This window comes from Acinetobacter sp. YH12151 (assembly GCF_013418355.1).
Taxonomy (GTDB): Bacteria; Pseudomonadota; Gammaproteobacteria; order Pseudomonadales; family Moraxellaceae; genus Acinetobacter; species Acinetobacter pseudolwoffii.
This window is the reverse complement of sequence record NZ_VPCG01000008.1, coordinates 25,577-51,979: the sequence shown is the minus strand read 5'-3', so window position 1 is coordinate 51,979 and position 26,403 is coordinate 25,577. Positions and strand designations below refer to the sequence as shown.

Below are 26,403 nucleotides of genomic sequence, written 5' to 3'. Positions count from 1 at the left end.
AAAAGAAAAATCCCGTAAAGCTGACTTCACAGGATTTCTATAGAATGATTAGTTTAACCGATTCGCACTGAAATTTCTTGCCCGGTTTGCACTGATCTTGCGCTGTACTTAACCTTCAAAATGGCAGACATAGTCCAGCACATCATCGGTTTCGATTTTAAAACGGCTATTACCCGGCACATAGAAGGACTGGCCTGCACGGAACAGCTCACTTTCTTCGCTATCTCCGATCTGAACACGACATTCACCTGAAACAATTTCCATGCGCTCAGGCACATGCGTTTCAAAGGTTAAGGCATTTTCTGATGGTAAAATGACCCCCAAAGTCTTTTTGGTGCCATCTTCAAATTGAACAATATGGCTGATACATAAACCGCCGAAATATACATTTGATTTTTTAAGTACAGATACATGATCAAACTGAGCTGACATGCGATTTCTCCAGATAAAGCATTTTGTAATATTTTGATTGCTGTAGTTTAAATGTGCACTCTCAACTAATCAATCGAAGTTTGTCGGCAGCGGTGAAATATTCTATCTCGCCTGAATGCCTGTTGCGAAAGGGGTATTCTGGCCGCTTGTTTACTGGCTTGATGGTATATTCAGCCCGCCAGATTTGGTTTCTAGCTTAAACTTTGACAATGTCAAAACTATGAAAACAAGCAGTGAATTTGCCGGCTTTTGAGTCAGCTTCTTTCGAAAATACAGTGAAATAAGCATATATGAATCGCTAAAATTTAAGATAGAATGAAATTGATTCATCCTGATTTATAATCACAGCCGTGTTGTGACCCCAATCCAACATCAGGCTATTTCACTCAAACTTTTCGCAGCCCGGATGCGTTTATGCTGACACATTTAACTCTAATCAATTTTGCTTTAGCTGAGCACCTTGCTATTGATATTGATAAAGGTTTTAACGTTTTAACCGGTGAAACCGGTGCAGGTAAATCCCTCTTGTTAGATGCCTTGTCTGCCTGTCTGGGTGAGCGAACCGATACCAATTATGTGCGTTATGGTTCCGAAAAAGCCGATGTGACTGCAAGCTTTAGCTATCAGGAACATAGTCCTGAAGCCGCGTGGTTAAAAGAACATGAGCTGGATGATGAATCAGGTGAAATCCATTTACGCCGGGTAATTTTTGCCACCGGTCGCAGCAAAGCCTGGATCAATGGACGACCGAGCAGCCTGTCCGAACTAAAAGAAATTGGACGTTTACTGGTTCAACTCTATAGCCAGCACAGTCAGCAACAACTACTCGAACCCCCTTATCCGAAGCATTGGCTGGATCGTTATTATCATTTTTATGCGCCGGCGCAAGCGGTACGGGATGCTTACAGTACCTGGCAGAAAAATATCCGCCAGCATCAGGCAGCACTGGATGCACAAGCCACCCGTAAACAGCGTATCGAAACCCTTGAGCTGCAACTGGAAGAACTGGAAGACATCGTTCAGACTGATTATCAGGAGATTGAGCAGGAATTTGACCGGCTTTCCCATCATGAAGCGATCATGCAGGATTGTGTCTATAGCCTGAATGTACTCGATGAGGCTGAACAGAACATGACCCAGGAACTCGCATCAATTATGCGTCGGGTCGAATCGCATGCCGGTCGTAGTGAGCAGCTTTCCGGAATTTATAATTCCTTATTAAATGCACAAAGCGAACTTGAAGATGCTGCGGCGAATTTACGTCAGTTTATGGATCGTCAGAGTTTTGACCCGGAACGCATGGAAGAACTGAATTCAACTTTAGAGGTTTTCCACCGTCTGGCTCGTAAATATCGTACTCAACCGGAATTGCTCAAGGCAGAATATGAAACCTGGCAAACCGAATTAGAACAGCTGCATCAACTGGAAGACCCGGAAACACTGGCTGAACAGGTTGCAGTCTCTTATCAGGATTTTCTGGAGAAAGCCCAACATCTGGAACAGATTCGCCGTGAAGCCGCAGCACCTCTGGCCAAGCAGCTCACAGAACAGGTTAAACAACTGGCACTACCAGAAGCCCATTTCGAGTTTAAGTTTGAAGCTTTGGAACAGCCATCGAGTGAAGGCCTCAGCTTTATTCAACTCCTATTTACTGCCAATAAAGGCATTCCGGCACAACCCTTAGCTCGCGTGGCATCAGGTGGTGAGCTGTCGCGTATTGCACTGGTGATGCAGGTCATGAATGCAGAAAAAACCGAAGCCGAAGTACTGGTCTTTGACGAAATTGATGTCGGGATCAGTGGCGGTACAGCAGAGATTGTCGGGCGTTTATTGGCAGGTTTGGCCCAACATGTGCAGATTCTGTGTATTACCCATCAGGCACAAGTGGCCGCACAATCCGATCAGCATTTACTCGTGAAAAAGCAGCAAACCGACCCGGCCAGCAGCACCATTCTGAGTTTGCAAGAAGATGCACGTATTGATGAACTCGCGCGCATGACCGGTGGTGTTGAAATCAGTGAAACGACTTTACAACATGCCCGTCAGTTACGTCAGTTGAAATTTCAGCAGGTTTAAATATCACAATCCAGACAAATAAAAGTTGGTAAATCCATAAAGCTCGAGTAACGTAGCGGTTAGGATCATACGATTTCTTTGCGAAGAAATTGATTTTAAGGAGAACTGCTCAGGTGACCAAACAGTTTCTGACACATCGTTGTCTGATTGCGCCGCCACATGCGGATGATGATTTTTTTGCCCAGACGGTGATCTATCTGGCTCGCCATGATGAAGATGGTGCACAAGGCATCATCATCAATCGCCCTGCCGGTATTCAAATTAAAGAATTGCTGAATGATCTTGATATTGAAGCAGACAATGTCAATCCGCATGAAGTCTTGCAAGGTGGCCCTTTACGCCCTGAGGCCGGCTTTGTGCTGCATACCGGTCAGCCGACCTGGCATTCCTCTATTGCAGTGGGCGAAAATGTCTGTATCACCACCTCCAAAGATATTCTGGATGCAATTGCGCATAATGAAGGTGTGGGTCGCTATCAGATCGCACTCGGCTATGCCAGTTGGGGCAAACACCAGCTAGAACAGGAAATTGCCCGTGGTGACTGGCTGATTTGTGATTCTGATATGGATCTGATTTTTAACTTACCTTATAACGACCGTTGGGATGCTGCCTATAAAAAGATGGGCGTCGACCGCAACTGGTTATCTTCCGAGATTGGACATGCCTGATGTAAACACGCCACAAACCATTATGGCGTTTGATTTTGGTACACAAAAAATGGGAATGTCTGTTGGACAATCCCTGATTGCAAGTGCCAGTCCCCTACCTTTATTTCCCATGAAAGATGGTATTCCGAACTGGGATGAACTGCTCAAAATAGTAAAAAGCCATCAACCGAATCTATTTCTGGTCGGTTTGCCACTGAATATGGATGATAGTGAATCGGAGCTTTCGACACGGGCACGTAAATTTGCGCGCCGTTTACGGCACCAGACCAATATTGCAACCTTGATGGTGGATGAGCGTCTGACCACCCGTGAAGCACGCGATGAGCTGGATCATTATCAGGCGCAAGGTCGCGGCAAGAAACTTTCTGCTGATAGTATCGCCGCAGCCTTATTGATTGAAAGTTGGTATCGCCATCCTGCCGGAATCACCCCTTAAACTGCTGATGAAATTTTAAAATCAGCATCCTTTGGGATGCTTTTTTATGCCTAAAAACATGATTTAAGGATAAAAATAACGAAAGGTCAGATTAATTCTGGGTGTCAAAACTTTGCTACTTTTACCAATGCTGTGTTTCCAGTACTGCTGGGTCTGGCCGCGCATTACAATCAGTTGGCCACTGTGTAACAGTAACTCGACTTTATCCCCGTGAGTTTTATGTTTAAAACTCATTTTACGGATCGCGCCCAGACTCAGAGAAGCAATGACATTTTCCCGAGAACTTCCTGTATATAAGGCAGGCTCATCATCGCTATACCAGCCCAAGCCTTGTGAACCATCTTCATATAAATTGGCCAGACAGGAATTAAAGGGATGACCCACCAGCTGTTCAATATGCTGCTTTAAACGCAATAATCCCGGGGTCCACAACTGAGCTTGCTTGAGCGTCCCCGAATAGCGATATTGATAGTGCGCATCGCCATACCAGACCACCTTGCGTGCTGTGACATAGTGCTTGCCGAACAACCGTACTTCATCATGTTGCCAGGCCAACTGGCTCAGAAAATACTGCAAATACTGCTGGCTTTGTGCCTGATCCAGAATCAGACCATAGTCCTCCACCACCCCATCAAAGGGTAAGATATTCGTTTCAGGTTGGAGCGCAAATAAATCTAAAGTCATCTCAATTAGACCGAGTATCTTACTGAAAATACTGACATTGACTTTGAAAAAGTACAATCGTATTTCACAAATGACTACAAGATTTGCTCTTGTGACTTGTCCTGTTCCTGCCTAAACTGAATTTAACTTTCACAATAAAAATAATCATTTATGAACTTATGGCAGCTGTTTCAGAAACTTCGTCCTTTTGTTCAGCCCTATCGGGTACTGGTCATTGCCACGCTGATTTTGACCCTGATCGGTTCCTTTACCGCACAGGTCAACGCACTGACCCTGCAATATGCAGTCGATAGTATCAATGCGCTGCTGGAACAAGGTCAGGGACTGGAGCAAGGCTGGCATATTCTGATTACGATTTCAGCGATCTTGCTCGGCAAAGAGATTATCAATGCCTTTGTCCAGTTCGGCCAGAAGTTTTATGGAGAAAAGCTACGGATTTTTGTTTCTCAGGATCTGGCCCAAGGAATTATTGAAAAATTCTTAAAATATCGTCTGGAATTTTTTAATCAGGAAAATAATCAGGCCGGAAAATTACAGACCCGTATTGATCGTGGTATCGGCTCACTGACCCGTCTGGTACAGATCTTTTTTATTGATATTTTACCGTTATTTACCAGTGCGATTGTGGCTTTGGGCCTGATGTACTATGCCAATATGTATGTCGGTCTGGTGGCCACCGCCATTGTCCCAATCTATTTCTGGCTGACCTATAAACAGGCACAAAAGCTCGGTGGTTGGCGCCGCAGTTTAAGAGATGGCCGCGAGAAAAAGAGTCAAGGTATTCTCAGTATTATTAATTCAATTACCGTGATCAAATCCTTTAACCGGGAAGTGATTGAATCGGAAAAGCAGCTAGGATTGCAACGCGAACTGACCGACAACCAGATGAAAACCCGTCAGACCAGTTTCCTGTTTGATGGTATGAAAACGTTCCTTGAACAGATCGGCATTGTGCTGATTATTATTCTGACCTCTTATTTTGTGCTGGATGGCCAGATGAGTATCGGCATGATCATGTTTCATGTGCTGCTGTTTAATAATGTCTCCGCCCCGATTCGCTCACTGCACCGGATTTATGATGAAGTGAATGATGCCATGATCTATTCAGAAAGCTTCTTTAAGATTCTGGAAGCGGATCAGGAAATTGAACAAAGTGGTCAACAAAAACCGCAAGTGACTGGTAAATTTGAACTGACTGGGGTGAATTTTTATTATCCGAATGGCCATCATGCCCTGAAAGATATTGAGATGGAAATTCGTCCGAATAAGATCACGGCTTTGGTCGGCTTATCCGGTGCGGGAAAATCCACCCTGATCAGCTTGCTGGATAAATTTTATGAGCCGCAACAAGGCCAGATTAAACTGGATGGCATTGACCTGAAAGACTATGACACCCAATATCTACGCGATCATATTGGTCTGGTGTTGCAGAAAAATCATATTTTCCAAGGCACCATTTTTGAGAATATCCGTTATGGCAAAACTACAGCTTCGATGGACGATATCATTGAGGCGGCAGAAAAAGCCTCGATTCATGCGCAGATTTTACAGTTACCGGATGGCTATGATAGTGATGCCCTCATGCTGTCTGGCGGACAGCAGCAACGCATTGCCTTGGCGCGGATGTTCCTGAAAAACCCACCGATTATTTTTCTGGATGAACCGACGGCGAGCCTGGATGCCATCGCCACCGAACAGATCAAGCAAAGTCTGGATCAAATCAAGCAAGGCCGTACCGTGATCATCATTTCACATAGCCTGTCGCAAATTATTGACGCGGATTATACCTATGTGATGAAAGAGGGAAGGATTGCCGAACATGGTGAGCACGCTCAGCTTTATCATCAGCAAGGTGTGTATAAGGAAATTTTTGATGCCATGGCCAAGAGCCTGAATATTGAAAAAATCGCCAAGACTTTTGAGGATGATGCCGAGGAAGAAACCCATGGTTAGGGCTTCTTCCAAGCCAATAAAAAAACCTCCGAGCAGGAGGTCTTTTATTGAGAGATAATTGTTTTTAACGCTGAACTTTTTGCTCAATTTCTTCGACGCTGGTATGACGTACGTCAAAACCTTTGACCATATAGATCACCTGTTCAGAAATATTCCGGGCATGGTCGCCAATTCTTTCGAGTGAACGAAGCACCCATAGCACATTGATAACACGACTAATATGTCGCGGATCTTCAATCATATAGGTCATGAGAGTACGCGTTGCTGACTGGTATTCACGGTCGATATCCGCATCTGCCAACATCACTTTCAAGGCCTGATCTACATCCAGACGTGCAAAAGCATCCAGTGCATCATGAATCATCACCCGAACCTGGTTGCCAATATGCCGGGTTTCCATATAACCGCGCGGCGAGCTACCCTCTTCGCTCAGGCTTTGTGCAATCCGGCCTATTTTAGACGCTTCATCACCAATACGCTCAAGATCGGTATTGGCCTTGGACATGGCAAGCACCATCCGTAAATCAATCGCAGCAGGATGCCGGCGTGCCAGAATCAGGGTCAGTGCTTCATCAATGTCTCTTTCCATCTGATTGACAACATTGTCCTGAAACTGCACATCAATCGCCATGGCGACATCGGTATCCAGTAAGGCATGAATGGCGTTGGCCACCTGCTGTTCCACCAGTCCGCCCATAGTCATGAATTTGGTATTGACGTCCTGCAACTCTTCATTAAATTGCGAAGAAATGTGATGACTTAACACAGGATTATTTGGACACAAGGAAGTCTACTCCTGAAACGGCATATAGCGATGATCAATAATAAAGCACATTAAAGCATATTTATGATGAAAGTTTGATGACAATCGTAGCGTCATCTGGGCTGAGGTGAATCATATTCGATCAGCCAGGCATTCAGCTCTGCCAGCTCCTTTTCGGTCAGCTGCCCGACTGAAGCCTGTAACTGTAGTACATGCAGCAGATAATCATATTTGGCATTCAGATAATCCGTTTTGGCAGAAAAAGCATTGCGCTGGGCCAGCAACACATCGACCATGGTCTTTAAGCCCTCCTGATATTGGGCTCTAGAGGCTTGTGAAACTATTTCCGAAGATTCCATCGCTGCTTTACGCGCATTCAGTTTGGCCTGATCGGTTTCTACCTGCATGAAGGACTGCTTTACATCGGTATTGGCTTTGCGGATCGCAGCGTCTAATTGGGCTGCACTTTTTTGTACATTGACCCCAGCCTGACGAATACTTTTCTGGGTACGGCCACCACTAAATAGGTTCCAGTTGACTTCCACCCCAATCTGGTCGAAATCACCATTACTGGACATAATCGTTTCTGGTGTCTGTTTCAGATAGCCATAGGTGCCGACCGCTTCAACCTGCGGATAGAGGGCGGCCTGCTCAACCCGCTTGGCATCTTCAGAATAGCGTTTTTGCAGACGGGCTTGCAGAATGTTCAGATTCTGGCTTTGTGCCAAATCTGTCCAGGACTGCATGTCACTTGGAATCGGTTTCTGAAACTGGAAGTCATTGCGTAATACCGCCAGATTTTCTCGGTAAGGCCCGATCAGCTGAGCCAGTTGCTCCTGAGCGAGAACCAGCTGAACTTGGGTCGAAATCCGGTTGGCTTGGGCACTTTGATACTGGGCATTGGCTTCACTGACCTCACTACGTGCCACCAGACCTTCTTTTAGTTTGGCATTCATCATGCGCAGCTGCTCAGATAGAGCCTGTTCTTCCTGCAAATATGCCGTGGTCAAAGACTGCTGACGCAAGACATTAAAATAGGCTTCTGCCACCTGTAAAATATGCTGCTGTTTTTGCAGACGTAAGTTGACTTCGCTGAGTTCGACCGAAGTTTTGACCTGTTTATAGCCTTGCCAGGCATCCCAGCGGAATAAAGGCTGGCGTGCAGTTAAAGCCAGCTGGCGGGTGGTATTACTGGAAGTAATGAAATTAGAAAACTGTGGATCGGCAGGTGCATCAACAGACTGGTTTTTACGGGTGATATTTCCTGAAAGGCTCACGGTCGGCAGTAAATTTCCGCTAGCAATCCCCAGATTGAGCTGATCGGCCTGATATTGCAACAGATTCGCTTGCCAGTTCGGATCGTTTTGCTGGGCGCGCGCATAGGCTTGTTGCAAATCCAGGGCAAAAATCGCCGGACTACTGCACAATAAACCGGCCATGACACTGAGTTTTAGTTTCATTTTATAGTGTTAACCCCTAACAGCCATTCAGATCAAAAATTCTGGCGCTTTAAGCTAAGCCATACTAAAGAGATTTTTTGCATTTTTGCGTATGATTTTTATTAACTTTTTAATATAACTCTCGGGTTTTATCCACGATTAATTCAATTTTCAAGATCTATACCCGCAATGTAACAAAGCAATTCACAATACTAAACATAGTATTTTTATTTGATCTATACAATATATCTCCCAGCAAGGCCGTTATTTTCTGAATTCACCTATACAGAGTCCTGAAACATAGTGTTAATGCCATTCCCGTCGATATTCAAAGCCTGTCTAATTTCCGGCAGTCTGCTGTTTCTGGCAGGCTGTCAGCAGCCGTCAGAACCACAGATCCAGGTTGAACAGACTGAGACCAATCAGAAGCAAAGTCCAGTCAATGACTTTAGCCTGATGTGCAAGAATATTGAAAAAAATATGTCCCAGATTAATGACCAGCGCACCACTTTTGCGCTGGAACAGGTTAATCAGGATCTTAAAGTGTGTCTGCCCCTGATGGAATTGGCGGAGCAGAAGCATCTGATGCTGCGTTCTACTGAAATGTATCAGCGCTTTTTAGCCGTCGACCGTACCGAATTCCAGCAACGCGCCTTTGAACAGTATGCGCTGGAAATGGCCCAGCATCCGACCATTCAGCAAGCCCATTTTCAGCAGCTCACCTCACGTGACCAGTACCTGTTAAAACACAAAGGTCAGGCTTATGTCGAACTGCTGGATCTTGGCGATGGCAACTTACATTATCGTCGTAGTCCGGAATATCTGGCCCGCATTTTTGCGCCTTATTTACCCGACGCTGAAAAAGCCTTTATTGAACATCTGGCTGAACAGAATATGCAGCCGGTACTGGTGGAAAAACGCCTGCAAATTGAAGCAGCTGACATTGCAGCCCGCAGTCTGCTTTGGGAAGATTATCTCAAGACCTATCCTGAGAGCAGCTATAAGCGGGATGCCGAATACCTGCTGAAACAATATACCTATTTTTTGTTTAGAGGCACCGAAGCATCTCCCATTTCTGAGGATTATCGTGACCGTTATGCAGTCGATACCAGTCATCTGGAAACCATTATTGGTCTATCCAGCGGTCAGAAATCAACGCTTTCGACCCAGGCTCGCCAATTTCTGGAGTTTCTGGATATGAATCCGCAACAGCGCCAGCAAGCCTTGCCTGCCGACTATCGAAACCGTTCGGATGCTGAACAGATTCTGTATTATGCCAAGATCAGTCCACCCTCACAAAAATATGATAAAGACTGTTTTATGGATGCATTCTGTATCTAGCTGGAACGATTTAGACCAGAGTCCAGCTTCCCCTGCCTGAAGAGACCATCGCTAAAGTTGAGAGATTTAGACCTGTTTATTCGGCATAAACTGAGCTAAGCTTTAGCCTCGCTTGACGGAGCGCGAGTAATCCCTCGCTGAGATCATGTGATTCCTTTTATCTTTATCAGGAATTGAGCATGGGTACCGTTGAACCTGATCAGGTTAATACCTGCGTAGGAATCAAGCCAGCTAAAAACCCAGCCCCTGCTTTATCTGCTCAGGATAAATCTGCCCGCGTTTTTGGTCGTGCTTGATTCGTTGATGTCATTCATAAGGATCATAGCCATGAACCAGTTAACGAATCTTTCTTCTGAAACTTCTCTCTCCGCTCATGAACAGGAAGCACGTGATTTAACGCGCATTCTACCCGCTTCACGTAAAGTCTATCTGCCAGGCTCGCGTCCTGATATTCAGGTACCGATGCGGGAAATTTCCCTCAGTGAAACCCCGACCGGCTTGGGCGGTGAATATAATCCGCCCTTGATGGTTTATGACACGTCTGGTGTCTATACCGACCCCAATGTGACGATTGACCTGAATAAAGGCCTGCCCAATATCCGTGACAGCTGGATTGAACAGCGTAACGATACGGAAATGCTGGACGATTTAAGCTCTGAATTTGGCCGACAACGTTTACGTGATATCCGTACTGCGGCCATCCGTTTCGCGCATATTCAAAAACCGCGCAAAGCCAAACGTGGCCAGAACATCACCCAGATGCACTATGCCAAAAAAGGCATGATTACGCCAGAAATGGAATATATCGCCATTCGTGAAAACCTGCGTCAACTGGAGGGTGTCGATATGCGCCAGCATCCGGGACAAAATTTCGGCGCTAAAAACCTGACTGAAATCACCCCGGAGTTTGTACGGCAGGAAGTCGCTGCCGGCCGCGCGATTATTCCAGCCAATATCAATCATCCGGAACTGGAACCGATGATCATCGGACGCAATTTTCTGGTAAAAATCAATGCCAATATTGGCAACTCGGCTTTGGGTTCTTCGATTGAAGAAGAAGTCTCGAAAATGACCTGGGCCACACGTTGGGGCGCAGATACGATTATGGATCTCTCAACCGGGCAGAACATCCATGAAACCCGGGAATGGATTATCCGCAATTCTCCCGTGCCAATTGGCACCGTACCGATCTATCAGGCCTTGGAAAAAGTCAACGGCGTAGCCGAAGACCTGACTTGGGAAATCTTTAAAGATACCCTGATTGAACAGGCGGAACAGGGCGTGGATTATTTCACCATTCATGCCGGCGTGCTTTTAAGATATGTACCGCTCACAGCCAACCGTCTGACCGGGATTGTTTCGCGTGGCGGTTCGATCATGGCACAGTGGTGTCTGGCGCATCATCAGGAAAACTTCCTTTACACCCATTTCGATGACATCTGCGACATTATGAAAACCTACGATGTGTCTTTCAGCCTTGGCGATGGCCTGCGTCCGGGCTGTGTGCAAGATGCCAATGACGAAGCGCAATTTGCTGAACTGAGAACCTTGGGTGAACTGACCCATCGTGCCTGGGAACATGATGTACAGGTGATGATTGAAGGTCCGGGGCATGTGCCGATGCACATGATCAAGGAAAATATGGACCTGCAACTGGAAGTCTGTAAAGAAGCGCCCTTCTATACCCTTGGCCCTTTAACTACGGATATTGCCCCGGGTTATGACCATATTACTTCAGCGATTGGTGCCGCAATGATTGGCTGGTATGGCACTGCCATGCTGTGCTATGTCACCCCGAAAGAGCATCTGGGTTTGCCAAATAAGAAAGATGTCAAAGACGGCATTATTACCTACAAGATTGCAGCACATGCAGCCGATCTGGCCAAAGGGCATCCGGGGGCACAGGCCCGGGACAATGCGCTGTCCAAGGCACGTTTTGAATTCCGCTGGGAAGACCAGTTTAATTTGAGTCTGGATCCGGATACAGCCCGTAGCATGCATGATGAAACCATGCCCAAAGCAGCACATAAATCTGCACATTTCTGTTCCATGTGTGGACCGAAGTTCTGTTCAATGAAGATTAGCCAGAATGTTCGAGACTATGCCAATCAGCAGGCCAAGCCTGATCAGCCGGCAAGCTCTCAGGCCGAAATTGAAGCAGGTATGGATCAGATGAAAGCCAGCTTCCATAAGTCTGGCCAAAATCTGTACCACAAACTATAAAACTTTAAAAAAAACAGTTGTCTTCAAAAAAAACTCAGATAGGATGAAAATAAATCAATTCATTCTATCTGAGCATATGAATATTATTAAACAGGCCTCTTATAATAAAAAAGACTTTCGCATAGAGGCACGTGAGTTTTTGTACCGGGGATTTATTCAGGTGGAAAAAGTCAGCCTGCGACACCGTTTATTCCAGCAGGACAGCTCGACGCCTATTTTGCAACGTGAGCTGATTCACCGGCCAGAAGCAGCGGGTGTGCTGCTCTATAACCATCAACAGAAGAAATTCGGCCTGATTGAACAGTTCCGGATTGGCGGACTGGACGATGTCGATTCACCGTGGCAACTCGAAGTGATTGCTGGCGTTCTGGATGGCGATGAAGCGCCTGAACAGTGTATCCGCCGGGAAGCACTCGAGGAATCAGGCTGTAGCTTGAATCAGTTACAGCATATTTTCAGCTTCTATCCTTCAGCGGGCGCTTGTTCCGAGTTGTTTCATCTATATGTCGCCGAAACTGAACTGCCTGAACATGGCGGGATTTTTGGCATGCCGGATGAAGGTGAAAATATCCAGCTGCATATTCTGGATTATGCAGATATTTCCGCACTACTCAGCAATGGGCGCTTAAGGAATGCACCGGTCATTATGGCCTTGCAATGGTTGCAACAACATATTCATACTGCAGGGATATGTCTAAGGGGAAAGACATGAGTTTTTCGCAGTCAAATACAACCGAACAGCCAGACTGGACCATTATCCAGATTTCTGATACCCATTTGATGGATCGGGAAGAGCTGGAATTTGCCCGGATGAATCCAGAGCAGAGTTTTCATGAAGTGATGCAGCAGATTCAGCAGCGCTTTCGCAAAATGGATGCGCTGATTCATACCGGTGATCTGGCCCAGGTGCCGGTGGAACGAACTTATCAGCGTTATTTAGACTTTATCCAGTCCTTAAACGTGCCGCATTATCAGATTCCGGGTAATCATGATGACACCCGGATCTTTCCGTTTCATCAGAATGCCAATCAGGTACATGCGATTCATTTTGGTAGCTGGACCATGATTTTGTTGAATAGTGCGGTTCAAGGCAAGGTTGATGGCTGGGTGGAACAAGCTCAGCTTGATCAATTGAACCAATTATTGCTTGAGTTTAAGCATCAGCATGTCATCATCGCTTGTCATCATCACCCTTTTGCGATGAAATCGCACTGGATTGACCAGCACCGGCTTAAAAATGCCGAAGATCTGAAAGATGTCCTGGCACGGCACCAGAATATAAAGTTGGTCTTGTTTGGTCATGTGCATCAGGATTCCTGTAATGAATGGCATGGTATCTATTTTTTATCCACGCCATCGACCAGTGTGCAGTTCAAACCTAAAAGCCAGGATTTCGCGCTAGATCAGGCGGCGCCCGGTTATCGTGTATTACATTTGCAACAAAATGGTGAGTTTGATACCTATATTGAACGGGTGGCATTGAGTCAGCAAAATATTAATACTGAAATTTCAGGTTATTAACTTTTCAATTTGTTTTTTTTGCATTACTTTATTGCAACCAAAGGAAATGTGATATGCATAGTCCAGACATCAAAGACTATCAATAAGCATAAAAAGTCTATATGATGACGGCCCCCACAGGAGGATAATCCTTCTACAGGGTGGATAAAAATTGCATATCACCATATTTTTTGCGTAGCAATCATACGCATATGATGAGGAATGCCCTAAATGGCGAATGACAACCAAAATCAAGTCTTAGACAATCAAATTGAAGTTGTAGAAGAGAAAGCTGCAAAGCGCGTACGCAAATCTAAGCCTAAAACGACTGACGGTGGTTCTACTGCTAGCTTATTTGGTATTGAACCTTATCAACCTAAAAAAAATGAAGAATACATGTCTGAAGGTCAGCTTCAGCATTTCCGCCAAATTTTGCTGGCCTGGAAAGCCGAGTTGATGTCAGAAGTGGATCGTACGCTGAATACGATGCAAGATGAGAATACTGCCCTGCCTGATGTCAACGATCGTGCCACTCAGGAAGAAGAATTTGCAATTGAGCTGCGTACCCGTGACCGTGAACGTAAACTGATCCGTAAAATCGAACAGTCAATCGAAGCGATCCAGAATGATGACTATGGTTTCTGTGAAACTTGTGGCATCGAAATTGGTTTGCGTCGTTTAGAAGCCCGTCCAACGGCTACTTTATGTATTGACTGCAAAACCCTGGCGGAAATCAAAGAGAAGCAAAATAACGGTTAATGATGCTGTTGAATAATCCTCCCCTAACCCCTCCTTTAAAAAAGGAGGGGGACAATAGGATGGCTTATGTGGGTCGGTTCGCGCCATCGCCAACCGGCCCTTTGCATTTTGGCTCCCTCATTACCGCAGTTGCCAGTTATTGCGATGCCAAAGCCAACCACGGCACATGGCTGGTTCGGGTGGAAGATACCGATATTCCGCGTATTTATCCGGGCAGTGAAGAGCATATTTTGCGTGCCATGGACGCCTTTCAGCTTGAGCCAGACGGCGAAATCATTTTCCAGAAAGACCGTTTAGATATTTATGCAGATGTGATCGAACAATTACGTCAGCAGGGTCTGGTTTATGCCTGTCAATGTACCCGTAAAATGCTCGGTTCCAATCATATCTATCAGGATACCTGCCGTGACCTAGCTCTGGCATTCGACAATCAAGCGATCCGTTTAAAAGTCGAAGATATCGAAATCTGTTTTGAAGATCAATTACAAGGTCGACACTGCTCAAAGCTGAAGAAAGATCTGGGAGACTTTGTCTTAAAACGTCGTGACGGGATTATTAATTATCAGCTGGCGGTAGTGGTCGATGACTATCTGCAAGGCATGACCCATGTGGTACGTGGTGCTGACCTGCTGGACAATACCGAACGGCAAATCTATCTGGGGCAGTTGCTCGGTTATCCGCGTCTGAATTATATGCATCTACCCCTGGCGATGAATGATCAGGGACAAAAACTCTCAAAACAGAATCTGGCCCAAGCACTGGATTTAAGTCAGGCCCCACAACTCTTAAAACAGGCACTTAATGCTTTGCATCAGGCTGAAGTTGATCTGGATACGCCACAACGCATGCTGCAACAGGCGGTTGCGCAATGGAACATTGAACGGATTCCACATACAACAGCGCTACAAGGTTGTTATCAATAAAAACCTGTTTTGGCTTAAGCTAGAATTCTAGAATTAAAATCAGAGAGGAAAAGCAGATGTTTTTTATTTTTGGATTCGGCCCTAAAACCAAAACTATTGAAAAGAGCCAGTTCCTGTGTCCAGTCTGCCGAACCCGTACAGGCTATGAGCTGAAACAGCAACGTCATTATTTTTCTTTGTTTTTTATTCCATTGATTCCACTTTCCAAGCCTAAAACTGCTTTTGTGACCTGTTCCAATTGCGGAACTGCAATGCCGAGCACAGTGCTTGACCATGCTCAGCCGGAGCCCGGGTCCAACTCCAATCTAGAAGCTTGATTCTTCCCGGCTTGGATTGACCTGCCGAGTGGTCGAATCAATTTTCAGCACTAAACTGATCATCACCGCACAGATAATCAATGATGAACCCCCATAACTAATAAATGGCAGGGTCAAACCTTTGGTCGGTAACACGCCCATATTCATACCGGCATTCACCAGAATCTGTAACAGGAAAATGATACAGATCCCATAGGCCAGATAGCCGGCGCGTAGATATTGATGTTGCAAGGCACGATGTCCGATCCGGATACAGCAGACCAGCATGGTAAAAGACAGGATCAGGATGGTCGCAATACCTAAAAAGCCAAATTCCTCACCTAAAATCGCCAGCATAAAATCAGTATGCGCTTCAGGCAGATAAGACATTTTCTGAATGCTGTGCCCCAATCCAACCCCGGCCCACTCACCACGGCCGAAGGCCATTAGTGCATTCGAGAGCTGATAACCGCTACCCAGTGGATCTTCCCATGGATTTGAAAAAGACATCAAACGCTGCAAGCGATAAGGCTCTAATAAAATCGCTGCGGCAAATGCACCGACCAAGGTCATAAAGGCCACACCAAACTGAATCCACGGCGCACCCGCGAGGAAAAACACGCCAAGCATGGTCAAGGTAATTACTACGGTTGCCCCCAAGTCCGGCTCAAGAATAATCAAACCGACGGTCACACCCATAATCGCACTTAAACGAACCAAACCTTTAATATTGTTCCGGACTTCTTCCGCACGGCGTACCACATAGTCCGCGGTAAAAATCGCCATCATCACTTTCGCCACTTCCGAGGCCTGCAAGGTAAATCCGGCCACCCGAATCCAGCGCTTGGAACCATTGACCTCAGTCCCGACCACCAGCACGGCCACCAACAGTACAATGGTAATAATCCACAAAAAGAAGGTGTTATTAAACCAGACCTTTAAGGGAATTTTATAGGTTAGATAGGCGGCTACTGCTGCCACAAAAATCGAAATGCCATGGCGGCTAATATAATGAAAGGCATTTTCATGCATACGTTCAGCATAAGGCATCGAGGCCGATGCCACCATGATCGAACCAATACACAGTAAAGCCAATACACAGAAAATTAGTACATTCCGTGGATTTAGCTCAGCGGGGAGCTTGGGTACCCACTGGCTATAAAATTGGTTTAGTTTATTGATCGTAGTCTGAGCAAACCCAGCCATATCACGAATCCTTGTTATTCTTAATTGAGTTCATTCACATACGCAACAAACTTGCGACCACGCTCAGGATAACCCGAGAACATATCAAAACTTGCGCATGCAGGAGACAATAGCACGACATCATCTGCCTGGGTGTGCTTTTGGCAGGTTTCTACGGCCTGCTGCAAACTCTCTGCATGAACCAGCTCAGTCGTGCCCCTAATCGCTGCTTCGATGATCGGACGGTCTTCACCAATCAGCACTGCAATCTTGGCATATTTACTCAATGATTCACGCAAAGCCTTAAAGTCCTGTCCTTTGCACTGTCCACCGAGAATAATCGCAACTTTGCCACCTTGGGCTTCAATCGCCATACCGAGACCATCGAGAGCCGCCAAGGTTGCACCGATGTTGGTGCCTTTGGAGTCGTTATAATAACGTACGCCCTGCACTGCTTTGACAAATTCGCAGCGATGTTCCAGACCTTTGAAGGTTTTTAAAGTGTTTAGCATGCTGTCCAATGGCAAACCAATCGCTTCACCGAGTGCCAGACAAGCCAGGGCATTGGCAACATTATGCGTGCCCTGCATATACATCTCGGTACTTTTTAACAGACGTTCACGACCACGCGCCAACCAGATGCCACCATCGGTATCTTTAAGAATCCCGTACTGGTTCATATCGGGTGCATTCAGGCCAAAACTTTGCATCGGCGTCACATCTGGCACCAAAGGACGGGTCAAAGAATCATCCCGGTTATACACCACTTTTTTCACACCCTGAAAAATCCGGTGCTTGGCGGTGTGATAGCCCATCATATCGCCATGCCGATCCAGATGATCTTCACTCATGTTCAGTACCACCGCCACTTCAGCCGCCAGATTTGAAGTAGTTTCCAGCTGAAAACTGGATAATTCTAAGATATATAACTCAGGATCATCTTTGGTTAAATCCAGTGCAGGACGTCCCAGATTGCCACCGACCGCGACTTTTTTGCCAGCATCGGCTGCCATTAAGCCAATCAAAGTGGTCACTGTACTTTTGGCATTGGAACCGGTAATCGCGACAATGGGCTTATCCGTAGCACGGCGTAAAATCTGGATTTCACTCACCACAGGAATACCCTGCGCCATCGCCGCCTGAATTTCTGGCAATTTTGGATCCAGTCCCGGACTGATCACGATTTCTTCTGCAGACAGCAACAGCTCGGCATCAAACTGGCCGAAACTGGTCTGGACTTCGGCCGGAATCTGGTCATGTCCCGGAGGGATGGCTCTAGAATCCGTTATTGCAACGCGGTAGCCCTGGTCATGTAAGAAATTGACTGCTGCAACACCTGATATTCCGAGTCCTGCAACGACTTTTAACCCACCACGTTGTATTAACATTTTCGCCCCATATTTTGGTCTATTTTGAAACTGACGAAATGGTAGCACTTTGCTGTTTTGAATGCCTTTTCTGATTGAGCTTTCTGCATATTTTTTTGTGTCCATGCGTAAAAAAACCGTCATGCTCATGACGGTTTTTAAAATTACAGCCAAAAAGGAACTTATTTCCATTTGACCGCTTGCTGGGCCGGCTTTTCCTGTGCACTTTGCTCCGACACCGGACAGGCACAGTTGCCACCACAGCCTGCAGCCATACCCGGTTGCAGCCATTTGGCCAGACGCGTCCAGCCTTTTGCTGCGCAGGCATCAGACAGCTTCTGGAAGACTGAGTGAGAGGTGTTCGGAAACACCTTTTTAAATACCACCAGCGCACTCCACAGCACCAGTGCCGCCACAATCAGAATTTCAATCATCTCAATCTCCCATGCATATACTCAGGCAAGCTCAACGGGCCGAGGCCAACCTGAGATTAGCCCAAATAATATGAAGCAATTTGATAAGTCAGGAATGACATGAAATATGCCAAGCCAAACAGGTAAACCGTCATGATACTGACCGTTTTCCAGGAACCAGTTTCACGTTTGACTGTCGCCAAAGTTGCCAGACAATGCGGTGCATAAATAAACCACACCAGTAAAGACAGACCTGTCGCCACTGACCAGCCCAGATCACCACCACTACTGATGAGTGAAGAGAGACCTTCGGACATTGCATCGTCATCTACGGCAGACAGTGCATAGACAGTGCCCAATGCAGCAACCACCACTTCACGTGCTGCCATGGCTGGAATCAAGGCAATACAGATCTGCCAGTTAAAACCGAGCGGTGCAAAGATTGGCTGCATCAGATGACCGAGCATACCTGCCAGTGAATAATCAATCGCCGGCAAAGTCGCACCTTCTGGGGGTTGCGGGAAGGTACACAGGAACCAGAGTACAATCGATAAGGCAAAGATGATACCGCCGACCCGCTTCAAGAAGATTTTGCCGCGATCCAGCAAGCCGATCCAGACGTTTTTCAGATCCGGGAAACGGTAGCTTGGCAGCTCCATCAACAGCATGTGCTGGGATTTATCTTTATGGAAAAATTTCAGTACAAAAGACACCGCCAGAGCACTGACAATACCCGCCATATACAGGCCAAATAACACCAGACCTTGCAGGTTCATAAAACCCCAGACAGTTTGCTGTGGAATGAAAGCTGCAATCAGCAAGGCATATACCGGCAAACGTGCTGAACAGGTCATCAGCGGTGCCACAAAAATCGTGGTTAAACGATCTCGCGGATCACTGATGGTACGCGATGCCATGATGCCCGGAATGGCACAGGCAAAGCTGGACAATAACGGAATAAAGGCACGGCCTGACAGGCCCGCTTTAAACATCAGCTTATCGAGCAAGAAGGCTGCTCGTGGTAAATAACCTGATTCTTCCAAGACTAGAATAAAGAAGAACAGAATCAGAATCTGTGGCAGGAATACCACCACCCCGCCGGCACCAGCAATAATCCCGTCCACCACCAGACTATTCAGTAAAGGATGAGCAATATATTCACCGAGGAATTCACCGAGCCAACCAAAGAAGGTTTCGATGCCATCCATAAACGGCGCAGCCCAGGCAAATACCGCTTGGAAAATCACGAACATCATTACAGCCAGGCTGAGTAGACCCAGTACCGGATGTAAAAAAATCCTGTCGAGAAAATCAGTACGTTTGTCTTCCTGATCGACGAAATTGACCACGTCGTTCAGAATGACTTCTACCTGCTGATGCGGGTCACCCTTTAAGCCACTCAGTTCAGTCTGCGGTACCGAGAATTTTCCCTGATCCAGGGCATTCTTCAGGTTTTCAATCCCTGAACTGCGTACCGCTACAGTTTCCACCACGGGCACGCCGAGACGTTCAGACAGCTTCTGGGTATTGATTTGCATCCCACGACGGCGTGCTTCATCCATCATGTTGAGTACAACCAGAATCGGACGACCCAAAGCAATCATTTCTAGGACCAGACCCAGATGCAGTTTCAGGTTAGTGGCATCTACTACACATAAGAATGCATCCTGCTGCTGTTCTTCTGCGATTTTACCTTGCACCACATTACGGGTGATTTCTTCATCCGGACTGGTCGCATCCAGACTATAAGTTCCTGGCAAATCCAGTACCCGCACCGCTTTGCCTGAAGCAAGCTGAAACGTACCGACTTTACGTTCAACCGTGACCCCCGCATAGTTACCAACTTTTTGGCGTGTTCCGGTTAAATGGTTGAATAATGAAGTTTTACCGCAATTAGGGTTACCGACAAGGGCAATACGTAATGTATCACTCATGCCGATACCGCCTGTTCGATTTCAATTTTGGCTGCTTCTGATTTACGCAAAGCAAAACGGGTAAATCCAACTTGAATCAAAATGGGATCTCCACCAAAAATACCTTTCGTAATCACCTGTACCTTCGTACCCGGCACAAAGCCTAGAGTTTCCAAACGACTCGCGACGACATCGTGTAGAGCACTTTCACCATCAGTTGTTCGACTCACTTTTCGAATGATGGCAATTTGTTTTGCTTTTAAATCAGACAAACGCACCGTGAAATTCCTGAACTATTTTGTACAGTATACAAACAAATGAGAATAATTAACAAATAAGATTGATTACATGCTGAATTAGTTTTTATATCACATCGACAGTCTGGTGAAATTAAACTACAGTGGAGAATACCTATTAAATTCATCGCTTTTTCAGATCAGATCCTTGCACCCTATGCTGAATAAAAAACCCCGTATTCCCGCCCCGGTTCAAATTCCTGAAGCCTTGAGCTATTTACAGGGTTTTCGTGATTATCTGATTGCGCAAACGGTTAGTCCACACACCCGAAATGCCTATTTATCTGATTTGCTGCAATGTGCAGAATGTCTGAGCAAGCCTTTGCCAGAATGGACCCATGACGATATTTCCGATGTATTGATTGCACTGACCAAACAGCAAAAAAGCCCACGCTCAATTGCCCGCTGTCTGTCAGCCTTGCGTTCATTTTATAAATTTCTGCGTGAACAGAAGCTGCGTAGTGATAATCCGGTGGCAGCGCATAAAACCCCGAAGCTTGGCCGTGCCTTGCCCAAAGACCTGTCTGAAGCCGATGTTGAGGCCTTGATTGATGCCCCCGATATCAATACTGCTTTAGGCCTGCGTGACCGTGCCATGTTTGAAGTGCTGTATGCTTGCGGTTTACGTGTCACTGAACTGATTAACTTACGTCTGGAACTGATTAACTTAAAACAGGGCTATTTACGCATCGTCGGTAAAGCCAATAAAGAACGGCTGGTACCGATGGGACACATGGCCTGTGAATGGGTGGAAAAATATCTGAATGAAGCCCGTCCACAACTGTATAAGACCTCAACCGATTATCTGTTTTTGACTCAGCATGGCGGCATCATGAGCCGGCAAAATTTCTGGTATGCGATTAAACGCTATGCTTTACAGGCCGGAATTGCATCCGAGCTGTCACCGCACACCTTGCGGCATGCCTTTGCAACGCATCTGCTCAATCATGGCGCAGATTTACGTGTGGTACAGATGCTGCTTGGACATAGTGACCTGTCGACCACCCAGATTTATACCCATGTGGCGCAAGTGCGGATGCAGCAGCTGCATGCAGCGCATCATCCACGGGCTTAAAACATCTACACATGGAATAAACTGAGAAGTTTGACGTGTTTGTATTTTTTTTTGTTATGCTAATGCTCTGTTTTTAGTCCAAGAAGAAAAGGGTTATTTATGACATTTGCCCGCTCAAAAGTTTTTATGGCTTGTACACTTGCTGCTGGTTTGGGGCTTAGCGCATGTTCCAATTCCGATAACAACACTAAAAAGCAAGATACACTGACTGCAAGTGCACCAGCAACGGGAGAAGCCTCTACCCTGACCGAACGCAATGCACAACAGCGTCTGGTCTCTACCTTGGAAAAGCATTTCAAAACTGCGGGGATCAGTGCCAAAATTATCGATATTAAAACCACCGAAGTACCGAACCTGTTCTGGGTCAGTCTGGAAGGTATGTCTGCGGTCTATGTCACCAGCGATGGTAAATACCTGATTCAGGGCGACGTGATCCGACTCGGTGATAAACAGCTGCATAATGTCAGTGAAAACCTGCAAGCCGGAATCAACAACAAACTCTTTGCCGAACTGAAAGCAGAAGATCTGCTGATCTATCCGGCCAAAGGCAAGGCCAAGCATGTGGTCTATGTCTTTACCGATGTCAGCTGTCCGTATTGCCATAAATTCCATGAACAAATGGATGAAATGAATAGTAAAGGTATTGAGGTTCGTTATATCGCCTGGCCGCGTGGTGAACAGCATATGCCGGCCATGGAAGCAATCTGGTGTAGTGCTGACCGTCATAGTGCTTTTGATCAGGCCATTGCCGGCGCACAGATTAGTGCAGAGAAATGTGAAAATCCTGTTCAAGATCAATATCACATGGGCCTGAATATGGGCGTCAATGGCACCCCTGCCATTTATAGTTCGGAAGGGGTTTACCTAGGCGGATATCTGTCTAGCGCTGAATTATTGAAGCGACTTAAATAACTCATTTTAATACGTTATTTAACTTTATTTTATACATAAAGATATTCTGAAATGACCCTAGAGTCATGGCGTTTTTTTAGCTATGATCTAGGTTCTCGTAAAAAACTGTTTATTTGGAGTGTGACGTGAAACCAGTTCGTCTGGCTATCCTCGGTCTTGGTACTGTAGGTGGTGGTGCCTTGAAACTATTAAAAGAAAATGCTGCTGAGATTAAACGTCGCACCGGTCGTGAAATTGAAATTACCTATGTAGGCACCCGTCGTCCACGTCCTGATCTGGACCTACCTGCATCAGTGAAACAAAGTGCAGACTTGATGGACATCGTGCGTCAACCTGACGTAGACGTGGTGGTCGAAGTCATGGGTGGGATTCATCCTGCTTTTGAAATCATTATGGAAGCCATGAAACATGGCAAGCATATTGTCACTGCCAACAAGGCGCTATTGGCTGAACATGGGAATGAGCTGTTTAAAGCGGCTGAAGACAATGCCGTGCAGATTGCCTATGAAGCGGCAGTGGCTGGCGGTATTCCCATTATTAAAGTGATTCGTGAAGGTCTGGCGGCCAACAAGATTGAATGGCTGGCGGGCATCATCAATGGTACGGGTAACTTCATTCTCAGCGAAATGCGTGAAAAAGGCCGTACTTTTGAAGACGTACTCAAAGAAGCACAAGAACTCGGATATGCCGAAGCCGATCCAACCTTTGACGTGGAAGGTATTGATGCTGCACATAAGCTGACCATTCTAGCTTCATGTGCCTTTGGTATTCCGCTACAGTTTGACAAAGTCTTTACTGAAGGTATTGGCAAAGTCACTGCACAAGATGTGAAATATGCAGAAGACCTCGGTTTCCGTATCAAGCACCTGGGAATTGCACGCCGCACCGATGCCGGGATTGAACTCCGTGTTCATCCAACCCTGATTCCTGAAGAAGAACTGATTGCCAACGTCAATGGCGTGAAAAACGCCGTACTGGTACAAGCCAATGCGGTTGGCCCAACGCTGTACTACGGCGCAGGTGCGGGTGCAGGCCCAACGGCTTCTGCTGTGGTCGCAGACGTGGTGGATATTGTCCGTGATATCATTTATACCGAAGACGGTGCTGGAACCATTCCGCAACTGGCCTTTGAAGCCCTGACCGATTTACCGATCTTGAGTCGTGAACAAATGACCACCGGCTATTACATCCGTATTAATGCCGAAGATCAAATGGGCGTGCTTGCCGATGTCACCACGATCCTCAGTCGTGCCGGAATCAGTATCGATGCCATCATGCAGCAACCTCGCTTAAAAGACCTTATTCCGATCGTGATTCTGACCGATCCTATCGTCGAATCAAAAATGGATGCAGCGCTCTCACAAATTCAAGCATTACCCGTCATTCATGGCGAAATTGTACGAATTCGTTTAGAATCGCTTGATAATTAATCGGGTTAAGGGGAGTATTTCCCCTTGCCAAGCTCTACACACAATTGGAACATCATCATGTCGAATGCCAATCGTTATACTGGTTTAGTTGACCGCTATCGCGACCGTTTACCAGTGTCTGCAACTACTCGTGCGATCTCTTTGGGTGAGGGTAATACTCCACTGATCAAGCTTGAGAATATTCCACGCATTATTGGTAAAGATGTTGAAATTTATGTGAAGTACGAGGGCTTAAACCCGACTGGTTCATTTAAAGACCGCGGTATGACTATGGCAGTGACCAAAGCCGTTGAAGAAGGCTCTAAAGCCATCATCTGTGCATCCACTGGTAATACTTCTGCTGCTGCGGCTGCATACGCTGCTCGTGCCGGTATCAAAGCATTCGTACTCATCCCGGAAGGCAAAATTGCCATGGGTAAAATGGCCCAAGCGATGATGTATGGTGCAATCACCATGCAAATTCGTGGCAACTTCGATGACGGCATGCGTCTGGTGAAGGAAGTTGCGGATCAGGCACCGGTAACGATTGTAAACTCAATCAACCCGTACCGCCTGCAAGGTCAAAAAACCATTGCTTACGAGATCGTTGAAGCTTTAGGTCGTGCCCCGGATTACCACTGCCTGCCAGTGGGTAACGCAGGTAATATCACTGCACACTGGATGGGCTATACCGAAGCGGTGGCCAATCAGTCGAAAGAAGAATTTGAGCAAGTGATTTACGATGCTGAAACCGATGCTTTCACTGGTCCTAAACCGGCTGGCTTGCCAATCATGGCCGGTTACCAAGCGTCTGGTGCTGCTCCGTTCCTGCGTGGTGGTCCAGTAGAAAATCCGGAAACTGTTGCAACTGCCATTCGTATTGGTAATCCGCAAAGCTTCAATCATGCCAAAGCTGTCGTTCGTGATTCAAACGGCTGGTTTGATGAACTGACGGATGCGGAGATTCTTGAAGCGCAACGTCTGCTGTCGATGTATGAAGGTGTATTTGTAGAACCTGCATCTGCTGCGTCTGTTGGCGGTGCAATCCGTGATATAAAAGCAGGGAAAATCGCTGAAGGTTCAGTAATCGTATGTACCGTAACCGGTAATGGTCTAAAAGATCCAGATACCGCGATCAAACAATGTGCCGATGCGGTGATGCTGTCTATCGATGCAACCATGGCTCAGGTAAAAGACTCTATTCTGTCGAACATGTAATTTCAGCCAGAATAAAAAACCCTGCATTTGCAGGGTTTTTTATGAGCGCAGAGATTAGATTCGTTTTGGTTGCTGGCTGACCCAGCTCATCAAACGGGTCGCATCATTGGTACGCGCCTGTGAGCTATTTGCACCTAACAGTACCACTGCCACCGGACGGTTATTCAGGGTTGTGTGCATCACCACACAGCGCCCTGCTTCATTAATAAAACCGGTTTTAGAAATATTGATATTCCAGCCGCCGTTACGCACCAGTGCATTGGTATTATTCGATTTCAGTACACGATAACCCAAGTTAAAGTCATAGCTTGGTGTGGTCGAGAATTGACGAATCAAACCATATTGAGAAGCGGTATTCACTAAAATACCCAAATCACGTGCTGATGCCACATTTCCAGGGTGTAAGCCGGTTGATTCCATAAAGCGGGATGAATTCATGCCTAAGGCCTTGGCCTTACTGTTCATCGCTGCAATAAATGCACTGCGACCACCTGGATACGTTCGCGCCAAGGCTGCAGCTGCCGGGTTTTCAGACTTCATTAGAGCAAACAATAAAGCTTCGGCACGGTTCATGCTATCGCCAGCACGTAAGGTCGAGCTTGAGCTTTTACAACCTGCGCAAGAGAAATCAGCCTGTTGCAGCGTGATTTTTTCTGACATGTTTAAACGTGCATCGGAAATCACCACTGCTGTCATTAATTTGGTAATAGATGCAATCGGCAAAGCGGTATTGGTGTTTTTGCTAAACAGTACCTCACCGGTTTGCGCATCCATAACCAATGCAGCACGGGCATTTACAGAGGGTTGATTGCTATAACTGTTTGTATCAAAAATCTGTGTTGTTTTTGCTGGTTGCTGAACACTGACCGACTGCTGGGTGCTCGGTACACTCTGACGCAAGGTCGTGGTCACGGTGGCTGAACCGGGTGGCGAAGGCTCATCAGCAGCCACACGGAAATCATCACTCATCAGCTGATTGACTTCCTCAGAAGACCAACTAATGCTGGATCCGCCCTCTGTCGTGCCAGAATTCATAATGATTTCAGCAAAACTTGTCGCACTCATGCTGACTAACACGGACAGGCCCAATACATGCCTTAAAGACTTGTTTATTTTCTTCAC

Annotated in this window: 25 protein-coding genes and 1 riboswitch; of the genes, 15 read left to right on the top strand and 10 right to left on the bottom strand. The window is 46.3% G+C overall.

What is annotated here, in order from left to right; genetic code table 11:
- Positions 1 to 108: 108 nt before the first annotated feature.
- The gene (locus FTU82_RS04695) at positions 109 to 432 is read right to left on the bottom strand and encodes a pyrimidine/purine nucleoside phosphorylase (protein WP_004281089.1); all 324 of its coding nucleotides are present in this window, start codon (positions 430 to 432) and stop codon (positions 109 to 111) included.
- A 414-nt stretch (positions 433 to 846) separates the two neighbouring features.
- Between FTU82_RS04695 and recN the strand changes: the two genes are divergently transcribed.
- From recN to ruvX, 3 genes are all read left to right on the top strand, one after another.
- On the top strand, positions 847 to 2,508 hold the full coding sequence (gene recN / locus FTU82_RS04690; RefSeq protein ID WP_005094403.1) for a DNA repair protein RecN: 1,662 nt from the start codon (positions 847 to 849) through the stop codon (positions 2,506 to 2,508).
- Between the two features lie 113 nt (positions 2,509 to 2,621).
- Entirely contained in the window at positions 2,622 to 3,176 is a 555-nt protein-coding gene (locus tag FTU82_RS04685; RefSeq protein WP_005094405.1) for a YqgE/AlgH family protein, read from the top strand.
- Positions 3,169 to 3,612 carry a Holliday junction resolvase RuvX gene (ruvX, locus tag FTU82_RS04680; protein WP_005094407.1) on the top strand — a complete coding sequence of 148 codons (444 nt, stop codon included), beginning with the start codon at positions 3,169 to 3,171 and terminating at the stop codon, positions 3,610 to 3,612. Before FTU82_RS04685 ends, ruvX begins: the two co-directional genes overlap by 8 nt.
- 63 nt (positions 3,613 to 3,675) lie before the next feature.
- On the opposite strand, the gene FTU82_RS04675 is transcribed toward ruvX, so the two are convergent.
- Complete coding sequence (locus FTU82_RS04675) at positions 3,676 to 4,296, bottom strand: alpha-ketoglutarate-dependent dioxygenase AlkB (protein ID WP_180101069.1); 621 nt, start codon at positions 4,294 to 4,296, stop codon at positions 3,676 to 3,678.
- A 150-nt stretch (positions 4,297 to 4,446) separates the two neighbouring features.
- Between FTU82_RS04675 and FTU82_RS04670 the strand changes: the two genes are divergently transcribed.
- Positions 4,447 to 6,249, top strand: coding sequence for an ABC transporter ATP-binding protein (locus FTU82_RS04670; protein ID WP_180000935.1), 1,803 nt, complete (start codon positions 4,447 to 4,449; stop codon positions 6,247 to 6,249).
- Positions 6,250 to 6,313: 64 nt separating this feature from the next.
- Here the strand turns inward: FTU82_RS04670 and phoU are convergent, their stop codons facing one another.
- Positions 6,314 to 7,033 (bottom strand): phosphate signaling complex protein PhoU, encoded by a 720-nt coding sequence (phoU, locus tag FTU82_RS04665; RefSeq protein WP_005094412.1) that lies wholly within the window; start codon positions 7,031 to 7,033, stop codon positions 6,314 to 6,316.
- Between the two features lie 92 nt (positions 7,034 to 7,125).
- Positions 7,126 to 8,472 carry a TolC family outer membrane protein gene (locus FTU82_RS04660; RefSeq protein ID WP_180000936.1) on the bottom strand — a complete coding sequence of 449 codons (1,347 nt, stop codon included), beginning with the start codon at positions 8,470 to 8,472 and terminating at the stop codon, positions 7,126 to 7,128.
- A gap of 288 nt (positions 8,473 to 8,760) precedes the next feature.
- On the opposite strand from FTU82_RS04660, the gene FTU82_RS04655 reads away from it, so the two are divergent.
- The 7 genes from FTU82_RS04655 to FTU82_RS04625 all read left to right on the top strand — a co-directional run bounded on the left by FTU82_RS04655 (position 8,761) and on the right by FTU82_RS04625 (position 15,514).
- Complete coding sequence (locus FTU82_RS04655) at positions 8,761 to 9,792, top strand: hypothetical protein (RefSeq protein ID WP_180000956.1); 1,032 nt, start codon at positions 8,761 to 8,763, stop codon at positions 9,790 to 9,792.
- Positions 9,793 to 9,898: 106 nt separating this feature from the next.
- Positions 9,899 to 10,031, top strand: a riboswitch (TPP riboswitch).
- Between the two features lie 88 nt (positions 10,032 to 10,119).
- On the top strand, positions 10,120 to 12,015 hold the full coding sequence (thiC, locus tag FTU82_RS04650) for a phosphomethylpyrimidine synthase ThiC (RefSeq protein WP_180000937.1): 1,896 nt from the start codon (positions 10,120 to 10,122) through the stop codon (positions 12,013 to 12,015).
- A 76-nt stretch (positions 12,016 to 12,091) separates the two neighbouring features.
- Positions 12,092 to 12,727, top strand: coding sequence for an NUDIX domain-containing protein (locus tag FTU82_RS04645; protein ID WP_100357774.1), 636 nt, complete (start codon positions 12,092 to 12,094; stop codon positions 12,725 to 12,727).
- Complete coding sequence (gene cpdA / locus FTU82_RS04640; protein WP_100357775.1) at positions 12,724 to 13,536, top strand: 3',5'-cyclic-AMP phosphodiesterase; 813 nt, start codon at positions 12,724 to 12,726, stop codon at positions 13,534 to 13,536. The genes FTU82_RS04645 and cpdA overlap by 4 nt, the downstream gene beginning before the upstream one ends.
- A gap of 210 nt (positions 13,537 to 13,746) precedes the next feature.
- Positions 13,747 to 14,274: an RNA polymerase-binding protein DksA gene (dksA, locus tag FTU82_RS04635; RefSeq protein ID WP_005094428.1), complete on the top strand. Its 528-nt coding sequence runs from the start codon at positions 13,747 to 13,749 to the stop codon at positions 14,272 to 14,274.
- Positions 14,275 to 14,276: 2 nt separating this feature from the next.
- Positions 14,277 to 15,197: a tRNA glutamyl-Q(34) synthetase GluQRS gene (gluQRS, locus tag FTU82_RS04630; RefSeq protein WP_225553535.1), complete on the top strand. Its 921-nt coding sequence runs from the start codon at positions 14,277 to 14,279 to the stop codon at positions 15,195 to 15,197.
- Positions 15,198 to 15,253: 56 nt separating this feature from the next.
- Positions 15,254 to 15,514, top strand: a complete 261-nt coding sequence (locus FTU82_RS04625) for a zinc ribbon domain-containing protein (protein WP_005094432.1) — start codon at positions 15,254 to 15,256, stop codon at positions 15,512 to 15,514.
- Here FTU82_RS04625 and ftsW read toward each other — a convergent pair.
- The 5 genes from ftsW to FTU82_RS04600 form a co-directional block, all read right to left on the bottom strand.
- Positions 15,503 to 16,699, bottom strand: coding sequence for a putative lipid II flippase FtsW (gene ftsW / locus FTU82_RS04620; RefSeq protein ID WP_005094435.1), 1,197 nt, complete (start codon positions 16,697 to 16,699; stop codon positions 15,503 to 15,505). The genes FTU82_RS04625 and ftsW overlap by 12 nt on opposite strands.
- 20 nt (positions 16,700 to 16,719) lie before the next feature.
- Positions 16,720 to 18,066 carry a UDP-N-acetylmuramoyl-L-alanine--D-glutamate ligase gene (murD, locus tag FTU82_RS04615; protein WP_180101068.1) on the bottom strand — a complete coding sequence of 449 codons (1,347 nt, stop codon included), beginning with the start codon at positions 18,064 to 18,066 and terminating at the stop codon, positions 16,720 to 16,722.
- Between the two features lie 161 nt (positions 18,067 to 18,227).
- On the bottom strand, positions 18,228 to 18,479 hold the full coding sequence (locus FTU82_RS04610) for a DUF6587 family protein (protein ID WP_005094438.1): 252 nt from the start codon (positions 18,477 to 18,479) through the stop codon (positions 18,228 to 18,230).
- Between the two features lie 56 nt (positions 18,480 to 18,535).
- Entirely contained in the window at positions 18,536 to 20,392 is a 1,857-nt protein-coding gene (locus tag FTU82_RS04605; protein ID WP_005094440.1) for a ferrous iron transporter B, read from the bottom strand.
- Positions 20,389 to 20,649, bottom strand: a complete 261-nt coding sequence (locus FTU82_RS04600) for a FeoA family protein (RefSeq protein ID WP_004281065.1) — start codon at positions 20,647 to 20,649, stop codon at positions 20,389 to 20,391. Before FTU82_RS04600 ends, FTU82_RS04605 begins: the two co-directional genes overlap by 4 nt.
- A gap of 175 nt (positions 20,650 to 20,824) precedes the next feature.
- On the opposite strand from FTU82_RS04600, the gene xerD reads away from it, so the two are divergent.
- The 4 genes from xerD (at position 20,825) to thrC (ending at position 25,281) form a co-directional block, all read left to right on the top strand.
- On the top strand, positions 20,825 to 21,742 hold the full coding sequence (xerD, locus tag FTU82_RS04595) for a site-specific tyrosine recombinase XerD (protein ID WP_180000939.1): 918 nt from the start codon (positions 20,825 to 20,827) through the stop codon (positions 21,740 to 21,742).
- 99 nt (positions 21,743 to 21,841) lie between these two features.
- Positions 21,842 to 22,654, top strand: a complete 813-nt coding sequence (locus tag FTU82_RS04590; protein WP_100329427.1) for a DsbC family protein — start codon at positions 21,842 to 21,844, stop codon at positions 22,652 to 22,654.
- 125 nt (positions 22,655 to 22,779) lie between these two features.
- Positions 22,780 to 24,084 carry a homoserine dehydrogenase gene (locus FTU82_RS04585; RefSeq protein ID WP_005094444.1) on the top strand — a complete coding sequence of 435 codons (1,305 nt, stop codon included), beginning with the start codon at positions 22,780 to 22,782 and terminating at the stop codon, positions 24,082 to 24,084.
- Between the two features lie 57 nt (positions 24,085 to 24,141).
- Positions 24,142 to 25,281: a threonine synthase gene (thrC, locus tag FTU82_RS04580; RefSeq protein WP_005094446.1), complete on the top strand. Its 1,140-nt coding sequence runs from the start codon at positions 24,142 to 24,144 to the stop codon at positions 25,279 to 25,281.
- A 54-nt stretch (positions 25,282 to 25,335) separates the two neighbouring features.
- Here thrC and FTU82_RS04575 read toward each other — a convergent pair whose 3' ends face one another.
- Positions 25,336 to 26,403 (bottom strand): serine hydrolase, encoded by a 1,068-nt coding sequence (locus FTU82_RS04575; RefSeq protein ID WP_141667085.1) that lies wholly within the window; start codon positions 26,401 to 26,403, stop codon positions 25,336 to 25,338.